This is a genomic window from Acetobacter okinawensis, assembly GCF_002153655.1.
GTDB lineage: Bacteria > Pseudomonadota > Alphaproteobacteria > Acetobacterales > Acetobacteraceae > Acetobacter > Acetobacter okinawensis_A.
The window spans coordinates 147,416-166,785 of record NZ_JOPJ01000006.1; the positions used below are offsets into that span (position 1 = coordinate 147,416).

General features: G+C 61.8%; 15 protein-coding genes. 7 read left to right on the forward strand and 8 right to left on the reverse strand.

The annotated features are described in order from the left end of the window. Positions 1 to 51: 51 nt before the first annotated feature. On the forward strand, positions 52 to 681 hold the full coding sequence (locus HK26_RS03485; protein WP_086638487.1) for a ribonuclease HII: 630 nt from the start codon (positions 52 to 54) through the stop codon (positions 679 to 681). After that, positions 678 to 1,781 carry a site-specific DNA-methyltransferase gene (locus HK26_RS03490; protein WP_086638488.1) on the forward strand — a complete coding sequence of 368 codons (1,104 nt, stop codon included), beginning with the start codon at positions 678 to 680 and terminating at the stop codon, positions 1,779 to 1,781. The genes HK26_RS03485 and HK26_RS03490 overlap by 4 nt, the downstream gene beginning before the upstream one ends. 71 nt (positions 1,782 to 1,852) lie before the next feature. Here HK26_RS03490 and HK26_RS03495 read toward each other — a convergent pair whose 3' ends face one another. The 5 genes from HK26_RS03495 to HK26_RS03515 all read right to left on the reverse strand — a co-directional run bounded on the left by HK26_RS03495 (position 1,853) and on the right by HK26_RS03515 (position 9,440). Beyond that, a complete protein-coding gene (locus HK26_RS03495) occupies positions 1,853 to 2,446 on the reverse strand; it encodes an ankyrin repeat domain-containing protein (RefSeq protein ID WP_086638489.1) in 594 nt (197 codons plus the stop codon). Positions 2,447 to 2,514: 68 nt separating this feature from the next. Continuing rightward, on the reverse strand, positions 2,515 to 4,665 hold the full coding sequence (locus tag HK26_RS03500) for a hypothetical protein (RefSeq protein WP_086638490.1): 2,151 nt from the start codon (positions 4,663 to 4,665) through the stop codon (positions 2,515 to 2,517). After that, positions 4,662 to 7,421 carry a DUF4159 domain-containing protein gene (locus HK26_RS03505; RefSeq protein ID WP_086638491.1) on the reverse strand — a complete coding sequence of 920 codons (2,760 nt, stop codon included), beginning with the start codon at positions 7,419 to 7,421 and terminating at the stop codon, positions 4,662 to 4,664. The genes HK26_RS03500 and HK26_RS03505 overlap by 4 nt, the downstream gene beginning before the upstream one ends. Then, positions 7,418 to 8,416 (reverse strand): DUF58 domain-containing protein, encoded by a 999-nt coding sequence (locus HK26_RS03510; RefSeq protein ID WP_257640838.1) that lies wholly within the window; start codon positions 8,414 to 8,416, stop codon positions 7,418 to 7,420. Before HK26_RS03510 ends, HK26_RS03505 begins: the two co-directional genes overlap by 4 nt. A gap of 4 nt (positions 8,417 to 8,420) precedes the next feature. Then, entirely contained in the window at positions 8,421 to 9,440 is a 1,020-nt protein-coding gene (locus tag HK26_RS03515) for an AAA family ATPase (protein ID WP_086638492.1), read from the reverse strand. Between the two features lie 101 nt (positions 9,441 to 9,541). On the opposite strand from HK26_RS03515, the gene HK26_RS03520 reads away from it, so the two are divergent. The 5 genes from HK26_RS03520 to HK26_RS03540 all read left to right on the forward strand — a co-directional run bounded on the left by HK26_RS03520 (position 9,542) and on the right by HK26_RS03540 (position 16,101). After that, entirely contained in the window at positions 9,542 to 10,141 is a 600-nt protein-coding gene (locus HK26_RS03520; RefSeq protein WP_086638493.1) for a DUF1285 domain-containing protein, read from the forward strand. Next, entirely contained in the window at positions 10,089 to 11,369 is a 1,281-nt protein-coding gene (locus tag HK26_RS03525; protein ID WP_374188209.1) for a CCA tRNA nucleotidyltransferase, read from the forward strand. Before HK26_RS03520 ends, HK26_RS03525 begins: the two co-directional genes overlap by 53 nt. A gap of 29 nt (positions 11,370 to 11,398) precedes the next feature. Beyond that, entirely contained in the window at positions 11,399 to 13,183 is a 1,785-nt protein-coding gene (locus HK26_RS03530; RefSeq protein WP_086638721.1) for an ABC transporter ATP-binding protein, read from the forward strand. A gap of 171 nt (positions 13,184 to 13,354) precedes the next feature. Beyond that, positions 13,355 to 14,527, forward strand: coding sequence for an HlyD family secretion protein (locus HK26_RS03535; RefSeq protein ID WP_086638494.1), 1,173 nt, complete (start codon positions 13,355 to 13,357; stop codon positions 14,525 to 14,527). After that, positions 14,524 to 16,101: a DHA2 family efflux MFS transporter permease subunit gene (locus tag HK26_RS03540; protein ID WP_086638495.1), complete on the forward strand. Its 1,578-nt coding sequence runs from the start codon at positions 14,524 to 14,526 to the stop codon at positions 16,099 to 16,101. Before HK26_RS03535 ends, HK26_RS03540 begins: the two co-directional genes overlap by 4 nt. A gap of 117 nt (positions 16,102 to 16,218) precedes the next feature. Here HK26_RS03540 and HK26_RS03545 read toward each other — a convergent pair whose 3' ends face one another. The 3 genes from HK26_RS03545 to HK26_RS03555 are packed head-to-tail and all read right to left on the reverse strand — an operon-like array spanning position 16,219 to position 19,318. Then, complete coding sequence (locus tag HK26_RS03545; protein WP_086638496.1) at positions 16,219 to 16,725, reverse strand: RNA pyrophosphohydrolase; 507 nt, start codon at positions 16,723 to 16,725, stop codon at positions 16,219 to 16,221. Further along, positions 16,725 to 17,843, reverse strand: coding sequence for a divergent polysaccharide deacetylase family protein (locus HK26_RS03550; RefSeq protein ID WP_086638722.1), 1,119 nt, complete (start codon positions 17,841 to 17,843; stop codon positions 16,725 to 16,727). Before HK26_RS03550 ends, HK26_RS03545 begins: the two co-directional genes overlap by 1 nt. Positions 17,844 to 17,869: 26 nt before the next feature. Then, positions 17,870 to 19,318 (reverse strand): S41 family peptidase, encoded by a 1,449-nt coding sequence (locus HK26_RS03555; protein WP_086638497.1) that lies wholly within the window; start codon positions 19,316 to 19,318, stop codon positions 17,870 to 17,872. Positions 19,319 to 19,370: the final 52 nt, after the last annotated feature.

The following is a 19,370-nucleotide window of genomic DNA, read 5'->3' on the forward strand; positions in this document are numbered from 1 at the left end:
GCGACTCGGTAATTTTAACCGAGTCGTTTCAAGCGGCAGGGAAGGGATGCAATGCCGGATTTCAGGCACGAACAACAGCATGGCGGCCTGGTCGCCGGAGTGGATGAAGTGGGCCGTGGCCCGCTTGCCGGTCCGGTTGTGGCTGCCGCCGTGGTGTTTGCCTGCGGCGTGCCTGCCGACCTTGCCGCCATTATTGATGATTCCAAAAAATTAAAACCCGCTGTGCGTGAGGCCATAGCCGAGCGCCTGCCCCATGTGCCCGGTGTGGCCATTGGCGTGGGAGCCGCCTCCACGGCGGAAATTGACCGCATCAACATTTACCATGCGTCACACCTTGCCATGCAGCGCGCGGTGGCGCGTCTGCCGGTCAGGCCGGACCATGTGCTGGTTGACGGTAACAAAATTCCAGATTTCGGGTGCAGTGCGCAGGCCATTGTTGGTGGGGACGGGATCAGCTTGTCCATTGCCGCGGCCTCCATTATGGCCAAGGTGGTGCGTGACCGCATTATGGCGCGGCTGGATATGCGCTGGCCCGATTATGGATGGGAAAAAAATGCAGGCTACGGCACGGCGGTGCACCGTCAGGCCCTGCTGCATGCTGGTGTGACCCCGCACCACAGAAAAACATTCGGCACAGTGCGCCGGCAGATGGAACATTCGAAAACGGAGATGCGGGCATGAGCGGCGCAAAAGCACTTTCCATGGACCTCCCACTGGACCAGATCCTGCGGGGCGAATGTGTGGAGACCATGCGCACCCTGCCTTCGGGCTCTGTGGACTGCATTTTTGCTGACCCGCCATACAACCTCCAGCTCCGTGGGGAACTCCGCCGCCCAGATGACAGCGTTGTCGATGGCGTGGATGATGACTGGGACAAGTTTTCTGACCTGCAGGAATATGACCGCTTCACGCGTGAATGGCTGAGCGAGGCCCGCCGCCTGCTGCACAAGGACGGCACAATCTGGGTTATTGGCTCGTACCATAACATTTTCCGCCTTGGCGCCATTTTGCAGGACCTGGGGTTCTGGATTTTGAACGATGTGGTCTGGCGCAAATCCAACCCGATGCCCAACTTCCGTGGGCGGCGTTTTACCAATGCGCACGAAACGCTCATCTGGGCCGCCCGCAGTCAGGACAGCCGCTACCGCTTCAACTATCAGGCCATGAAGGCGCTGAATGATGATGTGCAGATGCGCTCGGACTGGTACCTGCCGCTGTGCACGGGCAATGAGCGGCTACGTAATGAACATGGGCTGAAGCTCCACCCCACCCAAAAGCCCGAGAGCCTGCTCCACCGTGTGCTGCTGGCCTCCACCACGGTGAATGACGTGGTACTGGACCCGTTCTCCGGTTCGGGGACAACAGCAGCCATGGCCCGCCGTCTGCGCCGCCACTTTGTGGGCATTGAGCGCCACCCGGACTACGTGGAGGCCGCCATGGCCCGCGTTGCGCGTGAAGTGCCGCTTGATGATGACGCCATACAGACAACGCAGGACAAGCGCGAAGCCCCCAAACTTCCCTTTGGCAGTCTGGTTGAGCAGGGTACGCTTGTGGCTGGTACGGTCCTGAGTGATAAAAAACAGCGGATTCAGGCAACTGTTGCAGCCGATGGTACACTGGTCAGTGGCGCCAAGCGTGGTTCAATCCACAAAATGGGTGCCATGTTGACCAATGCCCCTTCATGCAATGGCTGGACATTCTGGCACTTTGAGCGCGAAGGGGTTTTGTTGCCGCTTGATGTGCTGCGGCAGGAAAGTCTGGCGGCAACTGCCAGCCAGTAAGGTATTATAAAACAGATCAGACGATTGAACGGGGGCGTATGCCCCCGTTGTTGTATCTGGCGTAAAGCGCCTTAGCTGCCGCCAAAACCCAGAAAGCCGATGGAAGGCTGCGCGGCACCACCCGTGCGGTCATAGCGCGGGTCATTTGCCTTGCTTTTTGTGTCGTCCTCAATATCCACGCTGCCGCTGCTGACGTGCAGGCCAGAGGTGCTGACAGTGCCCACGCTGTCATTGCCCGGTGTGTTGCTGGAGTTGCGCAGGGACAAAAGCAGGAAGGTAATGGGGTTGCGGTTCAGGTCGATGGACATGTCCAGTGGGGTCTGGCCCAGAATGTTGTGCCCGTTCAGGTCCGCACCACGGTTGATGGCATCACGCGCGGAGGAGACACTCCCCCGGTTGATGGCCTCAAACAGTGCAACCGTAGGCTCAATATCCTTGTTGGGGTGCCCGCCACCTTCACCTGCTTCATCATCCCCACCTTCCGCACCGGGAATAGCGGTGGGCGGGGCTGCGCGCTTGGCGGCCTTGGCGCTCTCCGACTTTTCAGCGGATTCCGATGCGGCGGCCTGATCTTCGGCCTCATCAGCAAAAGCCGGAACCGCCACAAGCAGGGTAAGGCTGCTGAAGAGCAGAGCGGATGAAACAAGGCGTGGAAAACGGGTCATTGTCTGTCCATCAATACAGGTAGTCTACAGCCTATCACACCCCATGGAAGGGGAAAAGACGGCCCTGCCTATCGGGTTCGGCCTTCACGCCACCAGGCGGCAAACAGCAGTATGAGTGCAAGCGCCATGGCAAGTGGGGCGGGGAGCAGGGGTATGGGCGTTCTGCCGGTAACCAGATGTGCGTCCCGCTTGGCAAAAGCCAGCCAGTCCGCCCCGTGCAGCGCGCCAGAGCCGGCAAGCCGAAGGGTAGGGACATGCATGCTGGATGGTGCGTCACCCAGCCAGAACACACCGCCTCCGGTTTTGTTGGCCATATCGGTTACACGGCTTGCTGTGGCGCGCAGGTCCGTCATTTCATGCGTGTTGTCCTGCTCGGGGGCGGCGTAGGTTGTGCGGGTGCCATCGCTAATGCGCCAGATGCCGGATTCTGTTGCTGGCACATGTGCTGTCTGCGTTCCTTCGTCCTCGCCAGCATGCAGGGCAATGGTGCTGCTCTGCCCTGATGGTGCTGTCAGCGTGACAGAGGCAGGGGCAGGCGCGCCAACACTGTGGCGGGTTATGCTCAGCGTACCATCGGCTATGCCTGCGCTCAGTTGCTCTTCCTCCAGCTCCGGTTCCTTCATCAACCAGTGCGAGATACGGCGGAGCAGCTCGGCCTGCGGCCCGCCTCCATCCTCCCCGCGTGACCAGAGCCATATCTGGTCGGAGAGCAGGAGGGCGATCCGCCCTTTTTCCACCCGGTCCAGCACCAGCAGGGGGCTGTTGTCGGGGCCGTTCATCAGCACCTCACCATGTGTGCTGTCAGGGTGGAGGGCGCGGTACCATGGCCCCCACAGGCCGGGAATGGACGCAGGGCTGCTCAGGTCCGCACCGGCTTTTGGTGCACCGGGGAGGGAGGCCGTAACCGGGTGCCTGCGCCCGGTGTCGGTCAGGGTCGGGCGGAAGCGGCTGACAAGCATGCTGTCCTGCCCCGGAGTAACGTGGGCTGGCAGAACGTCACCCACCGGTGTGTCCTGCAAGGAGCCGGGGCCAATAAATTCGGGTCCGGCAGTCAGCAGTAGCCCGCCCCCCTGCCGTACGAAGCTGGCTATGTTTTCCAGATAACTATGTGGCAGGATGTGCCTGTTTTCAAAACCATCAAGAATAATCAGGTCAAACTGGTTGATCTTTTCCTGGAACAGTTCGCGCACGGGAAAGGCGATGAGCGCCAGATCAGACAGCGGGGTGCCGTCGTCCTTTTCGGGGGGACGCAGAATGGTAAAGTGGATCAGGTCGACCGAAGGGTCAGCCTTGAGCAGCCTGCGCCACACCCGCTCTCCCTGATTGGGGGTGCCGGAAATCAGCAGAACCTTCAACCTGTCCCGTATGCCGGTAATATGGGCCACGGTCTGGTTGTTCAACTGCGATGTCTCTCCCTCCAAAGGGGAGGCGGACAGGCTGACAAGCAAAGGCCCCGGCTGTGCGACGGGGATGGTGATGTCCTGCGCAGTGCCACTCAGGAGCGGGATGTGCCGGGCCTCTTCCCCATTCACTCGTATGCTCAGGTCCACGGGGGTGCCAGCCTGTGTACCCGGCCCCGTGTCATCAACCTGCACGCGCAGTTTGGCGGTCTGGCCTGCTATGGCGTAGGGCGGGGCTTGCAGAATACTCAGCTTGCGGTCTTTTTCCTCCCCGCGTGCACTCAGCAGGATGTGCAGGGGCAGGAGCGCTCTGCTGCCATTGTCCTGCATGGGGCGCAGGCGTTCGGGCACTGTTGCTGGCACGTCCGTAATCTGGCCGTCCGTTACCATCATGGCGCCAGCAAAGCGGGCGGGGGGAATGTCTGCTGCCGCCTGCTCCAGTGCGTCAAACAGGTTTGTGCCGTCATGCGCGTTGCTGCGCACGGTTACGGTGCGTATGTCCAGCCCTGCAACCTTGTTCTGGGCCAGCACATCGGCCGCCTGCCGTGCAATTGCCGCGCGCTGGCCAAGAGACATGGAGGCAGACTGGTCCACCACCAGCAGGGCGGTTTGCGGGAGGCTGCGCCGCTGCTCATGGTAGCGCTGTGGCCCGGCAAGCCACAGCAGCACCACACCTGTTGCGCACAGGCGCAGGACAGTGCCGCGGCTCCGGCTGAACAGCCCCCATCCGCACAGGGCTACAGCCCCAAGGCCCAGTATGGCCAGCAGCCACAGGGGCAGCAGGGGGGCAAAGCCAATGGTGGTAAAGAGGGCGCTCATGGTTTGTCCTCCAGCCGTTTGAGCAGCATGGGAACATGCACCTGATCTGCCTTGTAGCTGCCCGTCAGGGCGTAGATAACGGTGTTCAGCCCAAACCTGTAGGCTTGCAGGCGCTGGTCGCTGCCGCCGGGAATAACGGCAAAAGGCGTATTGCCTGCGCTATCTACCGCCCATGCATGCGCCCAGTCTGCCGAGCCGATAATGACCGGGCTGACATCATCATTCTCCGCGTCTCCCTCCTTGGCGACCCATATGGGCTGCCCCGCATATCGGCCGGGAAAGTCATGCAGAAGGTAAAAAGTGTGGGCCAGCAGATGGTGGTCGGTCATGACCACCAGAGGGGGGATGACCAGACCAGCCGTAACCCGGCGCAGGGCTGCTGTGGTGCCGGGGGCATCGGCGGCAAAAGTTGTATCGGTGCTGTTTGTGCCGTCCTGCCCCTGTGTGTCTATCAGCAGGATGCCGCCATGGGCCATAAAGGTGTTGAGTGCTGCCGTCATGGCGGGTGTGGTGGTGGCGTCTGCGGTAATCGGCCAGTACAGCAGGGGGTAGTAAGTCAGGTCATCCGTGCCGGGGTGCACGCCATCGGGGTGGCCCATGACGGCGGAGGTGCGAGCATTTACAAAGTCGGACAGGCCCTGCAACCCCGCGCGGGAGGCTTCGTCTACATCCTCATGCCCGCTTACAATATAGCCCAGCCGGGTTTCCAGTGCGGCTGCAGGCACATGTGCCTGCGCCGTGGCATCCTGCGTTTGGGCGGTGGAAGGGGTTGCGTACAGTGCGCCGAGCAGCGCAAGCAGGGGGGCTGCCCTGCGTGGAGCAAAAAGCCTGCCCGTACGCATAAGCCCGACAAGCACACCGTCCAGCAGAGCAAGCAGAACAAACCCCAGCAGGCAGTAACGCCCAAGAGGCAGGTCTGGCCTCTGACCAGATGCATCTGTCAGGGTACCCACGGGCTGTGCGGCTTGCAGGCTCTGCATGCCAGCAGCAGCGTTAAGAGCCCGGCGCCCGTCCGGGGGGCCATACAGGCCCGGCGGATGGATGGGAGAGACTACGGTACCGGCCAGTGCCGTACCCTGTATGGCCCGCGCGGTGGGAGGGGGCGGCCCCGCCATGCCCTCACCATCCAGCGTTATGGCAGGGGCGAGCAGCGTTGTGTCGGCTGGGGTGCTCAACCCGTTGGCGTGTTCAGTCAGGCGTTGGAGCATGGCAACAAACAGGCCCGACAGCGGCAGGTTTGACCAGTCTGCCGTGCTGCTGACATGGAACAGAACAACCTCGCCACGCCCCAGTTCCATATGGGTGACAAGGGGTGTGCCATCGGCCAGCCGCGCCCAGACATGCGCCCCCAGATCGGCCGAAGGACTGGCCAGCACCTGACGGGAGACAGTGACATCTGCCGGAATGCTCAGACCGCGGAAAGGGGATGTCTGCTCAAACGGTGCCAGATGCTGCGGGGTGCCCCATGTCATGGAGCCACCAAGCTGACGTGCACCATCAAGCAGGGGAACGGGCAAAAGGTCCCGTGCTGCATCCTGTGGCGTGGGGGTGCTGGTCTCTGCATCACGCTGGCTGCCAGCCAGGGCTGGCCCTGCAAAGCGGATGAGCATGCCACCGTTTTTTATCCAGTCCTGTACGGTTTTCTGGCTTTGTGCTCCGGCCAGAGTACCATCTGGTGCAATCAGTACGGATAAGGGGCGGGCCAGCAAGGCATCCAGCGTTCCCTCATGCAGGTCGGAGAGCGGAGCAAGTGCGCGGCGGAGGTAGAAAATGGAGCCGATCAGCGGTGTGTCTGCTCCGCCGCTGGATAGCAGGCCAACGGGGCGCAGGCGCGTGTTTTCGTCCAGCAGCACGGTGGTGGCGGCACTGGCCACGCCCTGAACATTCAGCGTGTCTATGCGGTTGCGCACGGCTATGGGCAGGTTGATCTGCACATCTGCCTGTGTGGCGCTGGCGGCAACCGGCACGGGCACAACGGCAAGTGTGCCACCATCCGTTGTGCGGGCAGCAACATGCACAAGGCGTGGCTGGGGGGAGGGCAGAAGTAACAGACGCGCCAGTGCTCCCCCTTCCGCCGCCGGGGTGGAGGGGGCCAGCGCCATGCTGTTCTGTGGTGCAAAGCGGATTTCCTGCACCGTGCCGCGTGCGTGTAGGGCTTTGGCAAAGCTGTCCACATCGCCTTGGGCTATGCCGTCGGCCAGATAGACCACACGGGCAAAAGGTGTTTGGGGCAGGTGCTCAAGCTGCTGGGCCGCACGTGCCCGGTCCACGGGCCAGGAGCTGGGATGGAGGCTGTTGAGCATCTGCCGCACAACCGCTGCGGGCTGGAGTTCTGGTGCTGTGGATGGGGCCTCCGCCTGAGGGGCGGTGGTCAGCACAAGCAGGCGGGACTTTGTACGCTCAGCATCGTCCACAATGGATTGTGCCGCATTCAGGCGTTCGGTCCAGTCTTGCGCACTCCACATGCCATCATCCATGACCAGCAGAACAGAACCGCTGGCCACAGCCCCATTATGGCTGCCGGGAATGAAGGGGCGTGCAAACCCCACAATCAGCAACCCTGCGACCAGAAGGCGGAGTAACAACAGCCATGGTGGGGAGCGTGCGGCTTCCGTCTCCTTCGGGTGTAGCCGGGACAGGACGGTAACGGGGGGGAAAACCTGCTGGCGCGCGCGTGGTGGCGTTGCGCGGAGCAGCCACCACACCAATGGTAGGCAAAGCAGGGCAGAGAGCAGCAGAGGGAACTGGAAGATCATACGCGTTGGCTCATCTGGGCGTGGAGCGCCAGCAGCGTGGGGAGTGGTGCCATATCGGTCTGGTGGCGGGTGAGCGTGTGGCCAGTCCGGCCTGTGGTCTGTTCAAGCCACCGGGCGCGGGCGGTTACCAGATTTGTGTAGTCGGCCCGCAGGCTCTGCACATGCGGCAGTTCCAGCGTGGGTTCGTGCTCCAGACCAGAAAACTCGGTGCGCCCGGAATAGGGGAGTGTGTTCTCCGCCGGGTCACTGATGTGGAGCACATGGGCGCGGACGGGATGGGCCGCCAACTGGCGCAGGCAGTCATCCAGTGCCGTGTCGGGGCAGAGCAGGTCGCTGGCAAGCAGCAGGCGGGCGTGTCGGGGCATAAGGGCCGGGGTGGGCAGGGCAGCAGGTTGGGCGGGACTGCTGGCAGCCAGCCCGCAAAGCCCAAGGGCCAGCCGCTCCAGAGCCGAAGGTGCCGGGGGTAGGGGCACAATCCCTGCGGGGGACAGGAGCTGAACCCGCTCTCCATTGCGCAGCAGCAGGGCGGCCATGCCCAGTAGCAGCAGGGCGGCACGGTCAAGCTTGCCGGGCAGGGCCTTGGCTGAGCGCCACTGCATGGAGCCTGAAAGGTCACACCAGAGCAGGACTGTCTGCGCGGCTTCTGCCTCGGTTTCGCGCACATGGGCGCGGGTGGTGCGGGCGGACTGCCGCCAGTCAATCCGGTTGGCGGGTTCACCCGGCTGTGCAGGGCGGTACTGCCAGAATGTATCCCCCCATCCCGCACGGCGCTGTGGGTGCAGGCCGGATGCCAGTGTTGTGGCCATCTGGCTGGCATGGAGCAGCAGGTCGGGCATGCGCGTGGCCAGAGCCTGTGCCGCACAGGCTACATCCGCTGTGGCTACTGGTGGGCTGGTTGTGGCGCTCCCTGTCGTGCGTGGTCCACCGGCTGCGGGTTTTTCCACGCCGTAAAACCAGCGCAACAGGGTGTTTGGCAACAGTCTGGAGCGGCTCACGGGGTCAGCCCAGCGTCTTGACCAGCCGGGCCACAATATCTTCCGTTGTCACGCCTTCGGCCCGTGCGGCAAAGGTCAGCGCCATACGGTGGGCCAGTACGGGGCGTGCCAGTGCGGCGACGTCATCCAGTCCGGGGGAGAGCCTGCCATCAAGCAGCGCACGTGCACGGCTGGCCAGCATGAGCGTTTGTGCAGCGCGTGGGCCGGGGCCCCATGCAATCTGCTCACGCAAGGTGGCGTCGGGTGTGCTCTGGGGGCGGGCCGAGCGGACGAGGTGGAGAATGGAATCCACCACTTTTTCACCCACCGGCATGCGGCGGACCAGCGCCTGTGCGAGCATGAGCGTCTGTGCGTCCATGACCTGCTTGGCCTGCTGCGTCTGTGCGCCGGTTGTGGCCAGCAGCATGGCACGTTCGGACGCGGCATCGGGGAAGGTCAGGGCAATCTGGAGCATGAAGCGGTCAAGCTGCGCTTCGGGTAGGGGGTAGGTGCCCTCCTGCTCCATGGGGTTCTGGGTCGCCAGCACATGGAAGGGTTGAGGCAGCGGATACTCCACCCCGGCAACGGTCACGTGGTGTTCCTGCATGGCCTGCAACAGGGCGGACTGGGTGCGCGGGCTGGCCCGGTTGATTTCATCCGCCATCAGCAGTTGGGTGAACACGGGGCCATGCACAAAGCGGAAGCTGCGGTGCCCGCTGGCATCCTCGTCCAAAATCTCGCTGCCGGTAATGTCGGACGGCATCAGGTCAGGGGTGAACTGAACGCGCCGTGCGTTCAGCCCCAGTACGGTGCCAAGGGTGTTGACCAGCAATGTTTTGCCCAGACCCGGAGCTCCGACAAGCAGGGCATGGCCACCAGCCAGAACGGTGGTCAGGGTCTGGCGGATAATCTGCTCCTGCCCGAAAATGAGGGTTGAAATTTCCTGCTGGACGGCGGCAAGCCGTTCACAGATACGATCTGCCTCCCGCACTTCTGGGGGGGAGGAAGGTTGTTGTGCCGGAAACGGTGCGTCTGATGTGGTCATGGATCCAGTCTGAATTACATGCAGGGCTTACATCAAGCGGGGTAAGCTCCCTATATCATTGTGCACAACACAAGGACACGTATTAACAGGATGGTGAGTCAGTGAAAGGTGAACAGGCAGCCGGTGTGCAAGGCCTTTCGTGCCACGATAAGCATGGGACCGATACCCCCGACGGGGCGGAAAACAGGCGTCTGCCTTTTTTGATCAGGCGGGATGGCACATGGCTTTACCGTGGGTCCGAGATCAGGCGTAAGGCCATGTCCTGCCTGTTTGGCTCCCTGCTGACGCGGAACGCACAGGGGGCTTACCTGCTGCGTACCCCCTTTGAGAGCGGGCTTATTGAGGTAGAGGACGTGCCTTTTCTGGCGGTGGAGCTGGACTGGAGCGGCATGGGGCGCATGCAGCGCCTGAGTTTTCGTACCAATATGGACGAGGTGGTGGTGGCGGATGCCGAGCATCCGATTCGGACTGTGTGGGATATTCCCCCCGAAGCCTGCCCCGAGGGATGCCCCCCTTATCTGACCATCCGCGCAGGGGAGGGGGCATACCCGCTGGAGGCACGCCTGTCGCGCGCTGTGTGGTACGAGCTGGCGGCTCTGGCCGAGCCGGGGGCCTGTCAGGGTGTGCCCTGCATGGGGGTGTGGAGCTGTGGCAGCTTCTTCCCCATCGCGCGCATGGTGGTGGACAGTAGTGGCGGATAAACTGCTGATCAACCGGCTTGAACCGCGCCAGCAGGCGGCGCTGGCGCTGCTGTGGTCGGTACTGCCTGCCATGCGTCTTGTGGGTGGCGTTGTGCGTGACTTGCTGGCGCAGCGCCCGATAGCCGATATTGATCTGGCAACGCCCGAACCACCCGAGCAGGTCATGCAGGACCTGCGTGCGCATGGGGTGCATGTGGTCGCAACCGGGCTGCAACATGGCACGGTAACAGCCGTGCTGGATGGCGCACCCTACGAGATTACCACCCTCCGGTGTGATGAAAAAACAGACGGCAGGCACGCAGTTGTGCGCTGGACGCAGGACTGGCGGCAAGACGCAATGCGGCGGGACTTCACCATCAACGCCATGTCGTGCGATCGGGCGGGGGTTCTGTACGACTATTTTGCAGGGCAGGCTGATCTGGCGGCAGGGCGTGTCCGCTTTGTGGGCGATCCTGCCCTGCGTATTCATGAGGATGCTCTGCGTATCCTGCGTTTTTTCCGGTTTTATGGGCGCTATGGGCAGGGGGCGCCAGACCCGCAGGCGCTCGACGCCATAACCCGTGGCGTGGCTTTGCTGGATGGCCTGTCGGTCGAGCGGGTATGGATGGAACTGCGGCGGATTCTGGCAGGTCCGAATGTTGCCGCCATTGTGCGCCTTATGGAGCAGGCAGGGGTTCTGGCCCGTATTCTGCCCGAAGGTTACACCTGCGACAGGTTTATAAGACTGTTGGCCGCAGGTGCGCCGGACAATGCCCTGCTGCGGCTGGCCGGGCTGAGCCGGAATGCCCCTGCCACCGCCCGCCGCCTGAAGCTGTCCCGGGCCGAGAGTGGGCTGCTGGCCGCGTTTGCCATGCCCGCTCCCGTGCCGGACGTGGGCATGGGGGATGATGCCCTGCGCCGCCTTGTGGCGGTTGAGCCGCCTGATGTGCTGGTGGGGCGGTTATGGCTGCATCAGGCCGCACAGGCCCGTACGGATGCGCAGAATAGGGCATTTGCACAACTCAGGAGCAGGCTGCTTGGAATGGATGTTCCTGTTTTTCCTCTGGCCGGGCGGGACGTGGTGGCCATGGGGGGGCAGGCCGGGCCAGAGATCGGGCGTATTATGGGCCTTGTCCGGCAATGGTGGCTGGATGGAGGGTGCCTTGCGGGGGCGGCGGAGTGCCGCGAGCGGATAAAACACTATCTGAACGCAAAAACGGCACAAAGCGGACCCCGGCCCCTTACATGACCGGGCGGGAGGCTGGTAGAGAACAGGGTATGACATCCGTGCAAAATGCCGCTCCCTCCCGCTCTTCCCGCCAGATGCCGCCTGGTGATACGCGGCTCCTGCTCAAAAGACTGTGGCACACACAGGTCAGCCGCTACCCGGGCCGCATTGCGGGCGTTGTGGCGGTTACGGTGCTTATGGCGGTGCTGACGGCCCTGTACCCGCTGGTTATCCAGCGGGCACTGGATATGTTTGCCGCACATGACCCACGCATCCTGTATCAGGTGCCACTGCTGGTGGTGGTGATTACGCTGGCCAAGTCTGTGGCCCAGTATGGGCAGACACTGGCAACACAGGGGCTGGTGCTGCTGGTCATCCGGGGTTTGCAGGAGCAGATGTTTGACCATCTGGTCAGCACGGATATTGCCCATGTGGAGCAGGAGGCCCCGGCCAAACTGGCTGCCCGCTTTACCACAGATGCGGTCTGTATCCGTGATGCCCTGATCCGCGCCGTTAATTCCGTGGGTGATGTGGTGACAGTCGTGGGGCTGATTATTTCCATGCTGTATATGGACTGGGAACTCAGCCTGATCGGTGCGCTGCTCTACCCCATAGCGGCTGTGCCCGTGCAGCGGCTGGGCCGGCGCGTGCGCCGTGCATCCAGCGGCATGCAGGAACGGGTGGGGGATACCGCAGCCTTCCTGACCGAAAGTTTTGCACAGGCCCGCACGGTGCGCGTGTACAGGCTGGAGGATAGCGAGCGCGCGCGGGCCGCCTTGTCGTTTGACCATCTCTATCAGGCCATGCTGCGTATTACCCGTGGCCGCGCAAGGGTAGAGCCTCTGCTGGAGGCACTGGGCGGGGTGGCTGTTGCTGCCGTGCTCGGTTTTGCAGGTTGGCGTGCGGCCATGGGGGGCGCAACACTGGGTGACTTTTCCGGCTTTGTTGCGGCCCTGCTTCTGGCCTCACGCCCCTTGCGTGCCCTTGGCTCGCTTAACGCTGCCTTGCAGGAGGGGCTGGGCGGGCTTGTGCATGTTTTTGCCGTGCTGGATGACCCCCCGGCTGTCACTGACGGCCCCCACGCCCGCCCACTACCCGCAGGTGACGGGCACCTTGTGTTTGAGAACGTGAGCTTTGTGTATGGCGATGGCCGGGTAGGGCTGGAGCAGTTGAGCTTTGATGCACGGCCTGGCTGCACGGTGGCGCTGGTCGGGCCATCGGGCGCAGGCAAGTCCACAGCACTCTCCCTTGTCCCGCGCCTGCATGATGTCACATCGGGGCGTATTATGCTCGATGGGATGGACCTGCGTGACGTGCAGTTGCAAAGCCTGCGTGCTGGCATGGCATATGTCAGCCAGGACCCTTTGCTGTTCGACCTTTCGGTGCGGGAGAATATTCTTATCGGCAGGCCCGGTGCATCACAGGCGGAGGTGGCGGCTGCGGCCCGTGCGGCGGCGGCAGAGCAGTTCATACAGGCTCTGCCCAATGGGTATGACACGGTGGTGGGGCCGGGGGGGCAGCGCCTGTCTGGCGGGCAGCGCCAGCGTGTGGCCCTTGCGCGCGCCCTGCTGCGCAACCCCCGCCTGCTGTTGCTGGATGAGGCAACAAGTGCGCTCGATAGCGAGAACGAGGCACAGGTGCAGGATGCGCTGGCCACGTTGCGGCGTGGGCGCACGACTCTTATTGTCGCGCATCGCCTGTCCACCGTGCGCTCGGCCGATATGGTTGTGGTGATGAAGGACGGACGTGCCGTGGAATGTGGCACCCATGATGAGCTGATGCGCCATGACGGGCTGTATGCCCGGCTGGTCAGAACTCAGGGGCTGGACCGTTAGGCGGCAGATCGGCAGCGGTTTTCAGGTACATTGCGGGAAAAAACGGGCATGAGCCCATGTGGCGCTTGATGCAGGGGTATGAACGTGCCACATACTGACCGAACTGGTCGGTCAGCGCTGCTGGCCGTAAAAAACGCCGCGCAGGACGTGTGTGAGAGGGCAAGGAACAGAATGGCCGACGACCATAGCGAACAGTCTTTACCACCATCCTCTGCGCAGGAGCCCAGCCCCCCACGGGGGCCAGCCAAAAAAAGCAGTCGTGGCAAGGTCATCCTTTCCGGCGTTATTGGCTGTCTGGTAGTGGCTGGCGGGCTGTACTGGTTCATGACCCGTAATGAGGTGGAAACGGACGATGCCTTTACCGCAGGCCGCTCCGTAACCATTGCCCCGCATGTGGAAGGTTACGTGACCGAACTGCTGGTGAACGATAACCAGTTTGTGCGCAAAGGGCAGATTCTGGCCCGGATTGACCCGCGTGACTGGGTGGCCCAGAAGGACCGCGCCGCGGCACAACTGGCCAATGCACAGGCTGCCGCACAGGCAAGTGACATGATGCACCGCGTAGCACTGCTGGAATTCCCCGGTAGGCTGTTGCAGGCGCAGGGGCAACTGGCCGATGCCAGAGCCCAGCTCTTCAAGGCGCAAACGGATTTCCGCCGCCAGCGTGGTGTGGAACGTGCAGCAACCTCCCAGCAGGATATAGATTACGCAAAGGCTGCGCTGGAGGCGGCACAGGCACGGGTCATGGCGGCCGAAGGTACGGTGCAGATGGCTCAGCCCGTCCAGCCGAATATTGAAAATGCAGCCGTGCAGATTTCGCAGCAGGAGGCGCAGGTCAAGGCGGCGCAGGCCAGCCTTGTATCCGCTGCACTGAATGTGGAATGGACTGTTATCCGCGCCCCGCATGACGGCTGGATATCCCAGCGTAATGTGGAGCAGGGCAACTACGTCCGTCAGGGGCAGAGCCTGTTTGCCATTGTAGAGCCAGAAGTCTGGGTTGTGGCAAATTACAAGGAAACACAGATAACCAGAATGCGCCCGGGCCAGAAGGTGGACATCCACGTGGATGCCTACCCAAGCCTGAAGCTGCATGGACATATTGATTCGCTGCAAAAAGGCACGGGGGCGACCTTCAGCGCTTTCCCGCCTGAAAATGCGACCGGCAACTATGTCAAGATCGTGCAGCGTGTGCCGGTTAAAATCCTGATTGATGATGGTCTGGACCCGGACCAGCCGCTGGCCCTTGGTCTGTCTGTTGAGCCAACCGTCCATGTGGACACGCAAGGCCACTCCGATGCTCCCCCGCGTGGCGGCGTGGACAATAGCGGGCAGGTTACTCCATGAGCGCACAGGCTGCCGACGCGCCAGCAGGGTGGAAGCCAAAATATAACCCATGGACCGTGGCCTTTGTGGTGACCATGGCCGCGTTCATGGAAATTCTGGACACCACCATTGTCAACGTGTCCCTCCCGCATATCGCGGGCAGTCTGTCCAGCACGTATGATGATTCAACATGGACGCTTACGGCCTATCTGGTCGCTAACGGCATTGTGCTCACCATTTCGGGCTGGTTGGGAAAAGTGTTTGGTCGCAAACGCTATTTTCTCATCTGCATTACCATGTTTACCGTCTCGTCCTTTTTGTGCGGGATGGCAACAAGTCTGGGCGAACTGGTTGTGTTCCGCCTGATGCAGGGTTTTTTTGGTGGTGGGCTTCAGCCTAACCAGCAATCCATTATTCTGGATAGCTTCCCCCCCGCCAAACGGGCTGCGGCATTCGGGCTGACAGCAATTGCCGCCGTGGTCGGCCCGGTTATTGGCCCGACCCTTGGGGGGTGGATTACCGACAACTTCTCATGGCGGTGGATATTCTTCATTAACGTGCCGTTTGGTTTTTTGACCACTGTTGGGGTCATGACCGTGGTGGAGGACCCGCCATGGGCGCAAAAGCAGAAGGCCCCGGTGGATGTGATCGGCATTAGCCTGATTACTCTTGGCTTTAGCTGCCTTGAGGTCATGGTGGACCGTGGGGAGGATGCGGACTGGTTTGGGTCCAACTTTATCCGCATTATGGGTGTTCTGGCTTTTCTGGGGCTTACCGGGGCTGTCTTCTGGTTGTTGCACACGGATCGGCCTGCAGTGGACCTGCGTGTTTTCAAAGACCGCAATTTTGCCGTGGGTACCGCTCTTATGGGGGCCATGGGCGCGCTGCTGTATGCATCGGCCATTGTGGTGCCGCAGTTTGCCCAGCAGGTCATGGGCTACACCGCAACCCTGTCCGGCCTGCTGCTCTCCCCCGGCGGGATTGCCGTGATCGTGCTGATTCCCGTTGTGGGCAAGTTGATGACATTGACCAGCGTACGCAACGTGATTGCCATAGGCTTTGGCCTTATGGGTGTAGCGCTGTTCTATTCAGCCCAATTGCTGCCTTTGCTGGATTTTAGGCATCTTATGCTTTACCGCATGAGCCAGACAGCCTGCCTTGCCTTCCTGTTTGTTCCACTTTCAACCATCGCCTATTCCACCATTCCCGAGCGGTTGAACCCCGATGCCTCGGCCCTGTTCAGCATGGCGCGTAACGTGTTGGGGTCTTTGGCCATTTCGGGCGCAACGGCCTTGCTGACCGAGCGCAAACAGGCGCACCAAGCCTATATGGTGCACTGGATGACACCCTTCCATCAGCCGTTCAATGCGTATCAGGATCAGGTCAGGCAGGCGGCAACCGCGCGGGGTGCGCCAGAGGGACTGGCAGATTCTGTAGCCCAGCACGCGCTTTTTAAGGAATTCTCGCGGCAGGTGGCCATGCTGTCCTATAATGAGGTCTTCATGATTTTGGGGATCGGCGCGTTCCTGTGTGTGCCGCTGTGCTTTTTGCTCTCCCCCATCCGTGGGGATGGCAAGGCCAAGGGCGCGCATTAAAGCGGGTACTGCCGTTGTGTATTAAAAAACCACCTGCCGGAGGGCACTTTGCCTTCCCGCAGGTGGTTTTTTGTTTTGTAGCGGTGGTATTTTTTGGGCGAGTGCTGCCCCGGTGTGTCAGCCCGGCACTGCAAAGTGGCTGAATGCGCGGACCAACTGTTCATAAATCGGTTTTTTAAAACCAACAGACTGTTCGGGCAGAGATGCCAGTTCCACCCACATCCATGCATCAAATTCAGCAGGGAGGTGGCGGTTCAGGCAGATATCAGCTTCCGTGCCGGTAAAGCGCAGGGCAAACCATTTTTGTGTCTGCCCACGGTAACGCCCGCCAAGGGCTTTGCCGATCAGTGCGGCAGGCAGGTCATACTGTATCCATTCCGGGTGTTCAGCCAGAATGCGAACATGCTCTGTGCCAAGTTCCTCCCCCACTTCACGCAGGACAGCGGTATGCGGGTCTTCCCCATCGTCTATGCCGCCCTGTGGGCACTGCCATGTGCCTTGGGTCAGTGGGCCACCTGCACCGGGCATGTCGGTGCGTCGGGCAATCAGCACATGGCCATCCGCGTTAAAAATCAGTGCACCCACGTTGGGGCGGTAGGGCAGGGTTGTCGGGTCAACCGGCATTAGTGGTTGCCTCCCATCATGCGGGGGGCGGTGTTGGAAAGGTTGACGCGCATCTGGCCATTGCTGGCTGGTGGGGGCAGGCTGGCCGGGTCGGGCGGCAGAATAAGCTGGCTAACTGGCACAAGCGTTATGCCAACGTCCTTGAGATGTGGCAGCCATGCCCGCAGGCAGGCCAGTGCTACGGGGCGTAAGGGACCAAGCACCCCTATGGCGCGCCCGTTCTGGCGGGCAAGCTGCTGGAGTTTGAGCAACTGGATATCAATATTAACAATATCTTCGTCGGTGTTGATGCTCACATCCGCCGTGCCAACGGCATTGCTGCTGTCCAGATGTGTTTGTGGTGTTGCGTTCAGGTACAGCAGGCCGCGCTGGTCCAATGTTGCCAGAATGGACTTGAACCCGCTGGAATTGGGGAAGCCGCCGCCATTTTGCCCGTCAAAAGCATTGGTGACACCCACATACCCCGCCAGATGGGAGAGGGACCAGTTGAGGTTGTCCATATTCTGTTTGGCAGAGAGCAGAACACCCAGCGCTTTGGGGCCTTCGCTATTGCTCGGGCTGTCCTTGCTGCCATTGGCGGGTTTGTCTGCATCCCCCTGCATGGGCAGGGAGAGCAGGAGTTCATGCTGGTGCTGGCGGGCGGCCTCCATAATGGCGTCCGGGTCCGCCACATAAGGTGATACGGCGAGCGACACCTGACCGGGGAGTGCGGCTATGGCATCCTTGGTCAGGTCTTCGGACTGGCCAACACCGTCAACCAGCAGCGCAACCATGGGGGTGCCGGGGGGCACTTCCACAGGTGGTGCGGCGTATACCTGCCGTGGCAAAGCACCATGCGCCCCACGAATGGGGAGGGGGAAGCCCCCCGGTCCGGGGCTTTTTTCAAGCAGAGCGGCCTGCGGAGGGGGAATGTTAACCAGATGCCCCCCCGTACCATCTGCCCGGCTGCCGCTTTGGGCTACGGTATCAATATCATCCCCCCCTGCAATCAGGTGGGGTGGCCCCATGATCTGCAGGGTCAGGGCCAGTGCAGAGGTTGCCGCAAGGCAGCCCCCCCAAAAGCGGATGAACAACCGGCCATTGGCCGGAAGCTGCTGCCATAGGGTGGAATTCTGCATGGCCACTGTCTTATCCCTGCTCCGTGTTAGTTATGCGCCGCACAGTCAGTTTTGGCTGCGGGCTTGAGTGGCGGCAGGGATGCCGTGGGGTCGGGTGCTGGCAGGCCAGCCATGGAGCGTACAACCCGCAGACCTTCCTGTAGCTGGAAGTCCGTACCGGGTTTGTTGTATTCGAACTCCGGCCAGTTGGCAGGGGGCTGGTCAGGAATGATCTTGGCAATGGCGGGCAGGTCCGTGCGTGGCTGCGCCTTGGTCTGGTTGCCGCCCTGATTTTTGAGAATATGCTCCAGATCAGCCTCCCGCAGGCTGAAGCCGGGGTCCTCACGCGTTTCCTTGACCACAATATCGGGGGTAATGCCCAATGCCTGAATGGAGCGGCCAGACGGGGTGTAATACCGCGCGGTGGTCAGGCGGACAGCACCATTGCCGGGGATGGGGATAATGGACTGCACGGACCCCTTGCCAAAGCTGCGCGTGCCAAGCAGCACGGCACGGTGGTGGTCCTGCAGGGCGCCAGACACGATCTCCGATGCAGAGGCCGAGCCGCCATTGATCAGCACCACCATGGGCAGGCCATCGGTAATGTCTGTTCCATGCGCATCCCAGCGCTGGCTGTCCTTGGGGTGGCGTGCGCGGGTGGAGACAATCTCGCCCGAGCGGATAAAGCTGGAGGAGACTTCCACCGCCTGATCAAGCAGGCCGCCGGGGTCGTTACGCAGGTCCAGCACCAGCCCGCCCAGCTTGCCACCGGCCTGCTGCTTGAGGGTGTTGTAGCCCTTGAGCAGTTCTTTTTCCGTGGTTTCGTTGAACTGGGCAATCCGCAGGTAGCCAATCCGGTCGTACAGGGCGGATTTGACCACATCAATGTGGATGATCTCGCGCGTCAGGGTGACCGTAATGGGCTTGGGTGTTTTTTCACGCACAAGGGTCAGGGTAATTTTTGTGTTGGGCTTACCCCGCATTCTCTTGACCGCTTCGTCCAGCGGGGTGCCGTCTATTGTGTGCCCATCCACGGCAATAATGTAATCGCCCGGCTTGATCCCCGCGCGAAAGCCCGGTGTGCCATCAATGGGGGAGACAACGCGGATATGGCCATCCTGCTGTTGCAGCTCCAGACCCAGACCGCCAAATTCGCCCTTCATCTGGACCATCATGTCGTCATACTGTTTTTGCGTCATGTATGAGCTGTGGGGGTCCAGACCGCTGAGCATGCCGTTCAGGGCGTTGGTAATCAGGTCCCGGTCGGAAACAGGCTCAACATAGTCGGCCCGGACCAGATCCAGCACCGTGCCAAACAGGGTCAGCAGGCGGTAGGTTTCCGCATGGTTGGTGGTGGGGGAGGCGTCCGTTGTGGCGCTTTCCGCCCGCGCCGGTGTGCCAAGCAATCCCGCGCCATTATTGTGTCCGGGGTGAAAAGTCAGGGCAAGGCCGGTCATGGCTGCGGCGCCGAGCATCAGACCTGTGCGGAACTTCATGCGATCTTGTCTCCTGTCGCAGGGCCTTGGCCCGTGCGCTTGTGCTTCCTGT